Below are 2,557 nucleotides of genomic sequence, written 5' to 3' on the forward strand. Positions count from 1 at the left end.
ACGCTCGTTCATCCACACGATATTTGCATCGCGGTCGACGATGACCGTGCCTTCGCTGGACTGCTCGATGATCTCGAACAGCGACTGGATGGCCAGGCCGCGAACCTGTTGGTAGTCCTTGAGGCTAGTGCTCATGGGTACAGAATCCTGTTAATGATCGTTCCCACGCTCTGCGTGGGAATGCCTACCGTGACGCTCTGCGTCACTTGGCGTAGGGCCAGGGCACGACGCGGAGCGTCTCGGGTTGTGTTCCCACGCAGAGCGTGGGAACAATCTCACCTCTACAAAGGGATGTGCGCTGCTGCCAGCAGTTCTTTGGTGTACGGGTGTTGGGGCGACTCGAACACATCATGGCTGGCGCCACGCTCCACCACCTTGCCATCCTTGACCACGATCATGTCATGAGCCATGGCGCGCACCACCGCCAGGTCATGGCTGATAAACAGGTAGGTCAGGCCGTATTTGTCCTGCAGTTCGCGCAGTAGCGCCACTACTTGTTTTTGCACCGTGCGGTCCAGGGCCGAGGTGGGTTCGTCGAGCAGCATCAGCGCTGGCTTGAGCACCAGGGCGCGGGCAATGGCGATGCGTTGGCGCTGGCCACCGGAAAACTCATGGGGGTAGCGATGCCGGCTGGCAGGGTCGAGGCCCACGTCCTTGAGCACCTGGATGACTTGCGCTTCGCGGTCGGCCAGGCTGCACGGTGCGTGTACTTCCAGGCCCTCGCTGATGATCTGCTGCACCGACATGCGCGGGCTGAGGCTGCCATAGGGGTCCTGGAACACCACCTGCATCTGCTTGCGCCACGGGCGCATCTGCTGATGGTTGAGCGGGTCCAGGGCCTCACCCTGGAAGCGGATGCTGCCGCTGGAGTCGAGCAAGCGCAGGATCGCCTGGCCCAGGGTGGACTTGCCGGAACCGGACTCACCGACAATCCCCAGGGTTTTGCCGCGCTGCACGCTGAGGCTGATACCGTCCACCGCGCGCAGGTAGGTCTTGGCCCGGAACAGCCCGCCGCCAAGGGGGAATTGCACGCTCAGGTCATCCACTTCCAGTACCGTCTCACGCGGCTCGCTGCACAGCACATCGCCCGAGGGCTCGGCGTCCAGCAGCAGGCGGCTGTAGGGATGCTGCGGTGCGGTGAACAGGGCCTGGCAGTCGGCCTGCTCGACGATTTCCCCGGCGCGCATCACGCAGACCCGCTGGGCGATACTGCGCACCAGGTTCAGATCGTGGCTGATCAACAGCAGCGACATGCCCAAACGTTGCTGCAAAGATTTGAGCAGCAACAGGATCTTGCGCTGCACCGTCACGTCGAGCGCCGTGGTGGGCTCGTCGGCAATCAGCAGTTCGGGCTCGCAGGCCAGGGCCATGGCGATCATCACCCGCTGGCGCTGGCCGCCGGACAGTTGATGGGGGTAGGCCTTGAGCCGTTCCTGGGGTTTCTGGATGCCCACCAGTTCCAGCAGTTCGAGGATGCGCGCCTGCGCCGCCTTGCCGCCCAGGCCCTTGTGCAGCAGCAGGGTTTCGCCGATCTGCTTTTCGATGCTGTGCAGCGGGTTCAGGGAGGTCATCGGCTCCTGGAAGATCATGGCAATGCGGTTGCCGCGCAATTTTTGCAGAGTGCTTGGTGAGGCGCCGATCAGTTCCTGGCCGCGATACTTGATCGAACCCAGGGTTTGGGTGCCGGCTTGCGGCAGCAGTTGCAGGATCGAATGGGCCGTCACTGACTTGCCCGAGCCCGACTCACCCACCAGCGCCAGACACTCGCCGGGGCGCACGTCCAGGCTCAGGTTGCGCACGACGGTCTGGCCGTTGAAGGCGACGCATAGGTCGCGGATTTCGATCAGGTTCATACGCACTTACTCATGAGCGAGGGTCGAAGGCGTCACGCAACGCCTCGCCGATAAACACCAGCAACGACAGAATCAGTGCCAGGGTGAAAAATGCCGTCAGCCCCAGCCACGGCGCTTGCAGGTTCTGCTTGCCCTGGCCGATCAGCTCACCCAGGGACGCGCTGCCGGCGGGCATGCCGAAGCCAAGGAAGTCCAGGGCGCTCAAGGTGGAGATCGCTCCGGTCAAGATAAACGGCAAATAGCTGAGGGTCGCGGTCATGGCGTTGGGCAGGATGTGCCGACGAATGATCTTGGCATCGCCCAGGCCCAGGGCGCGCGCGGCCTTGACGTACTCCAGGTTGCGCCCGCGCAGGAACTCGGCGCGCACCACGTCCACCAGGGCCAACCAGGAAAACAGCGCCATGATCCCCAGCAACCACCAGAAATTCGGCTCGACAAACCCCGACAGGATAATCAGCAGGTACAGCACCGGCAGGCCGGACCACACCTCGAGGATGCGTTGCCCGAGCAAGTCCACCCAGCCGCCGTAGTACCCCTGCAGCGCGCCGGCGGCAATCCCGATGACGGCGCTGATGGCAGTCAGGGCCAGGGCAAACAGGATTGACACCCGTGCGCCAAAGATCACCCGCGCCAACACATCGCGGGACTGGTCATCGGTGCCCAGCCAGTTCACCGCCGACGGCGGGCTCGGGGCAGGGCGGGTG

Annotated in this window: 3 protein-coding genes; all 3 read right to left on the bottom strand. The window is 63.7% G+C overall.

What is annotated here, in order from left to right; translation table 11 throughout:
• The coding region (locus GIW04_RS31650) for a hypothetical protein (RefSeq protein WP_442962823.1) at positions 1-135 on the bottom strand (135 nt) is incomplete at its 3' end.
• Between the two features lie 146 nt (positions 136-281).
• A complete protein-coding gene (locus tag GIW04_RS29740; RefSeq protein WP_034135838.1) occupies positions 282-1,853 on the bottom strand; it encodes an ABC transporter ATP-binding protein in 1,572 nt (523 codons plus the stop codon).
• Between the two features lie 10 nt (positions 1,854-1,863).
• Positions 1,864-2,557 (bottom strand): ABC transporter permease subunit (locus GIW04_RS29745; protein WP_236479536.1); only part of this gene is annotated, 694 nt, incomplete at its 5' end.

Source organism: Pseudomonas sp. PA-4-8C (genome assembly GCF_021606625.1).
Taxonomy (GTDB): Bacteria; Pseudomonadota; Gammaproteobacteria; order Pseudomonadales; family Pseudomonadaceae; genus Aquipseudomonas; species Aquipseudomonas lactis.

What these genes read in the sequence shown, in the direction of transcription:
- GIW04_RS29740 (WP_034135838.1), bottom strand. Translation starts at nt 1,853, where the DNA reads ATGAACCTGATCGAAATCCGCGACCTATGCGTCGCCTTCAACGGCCAG.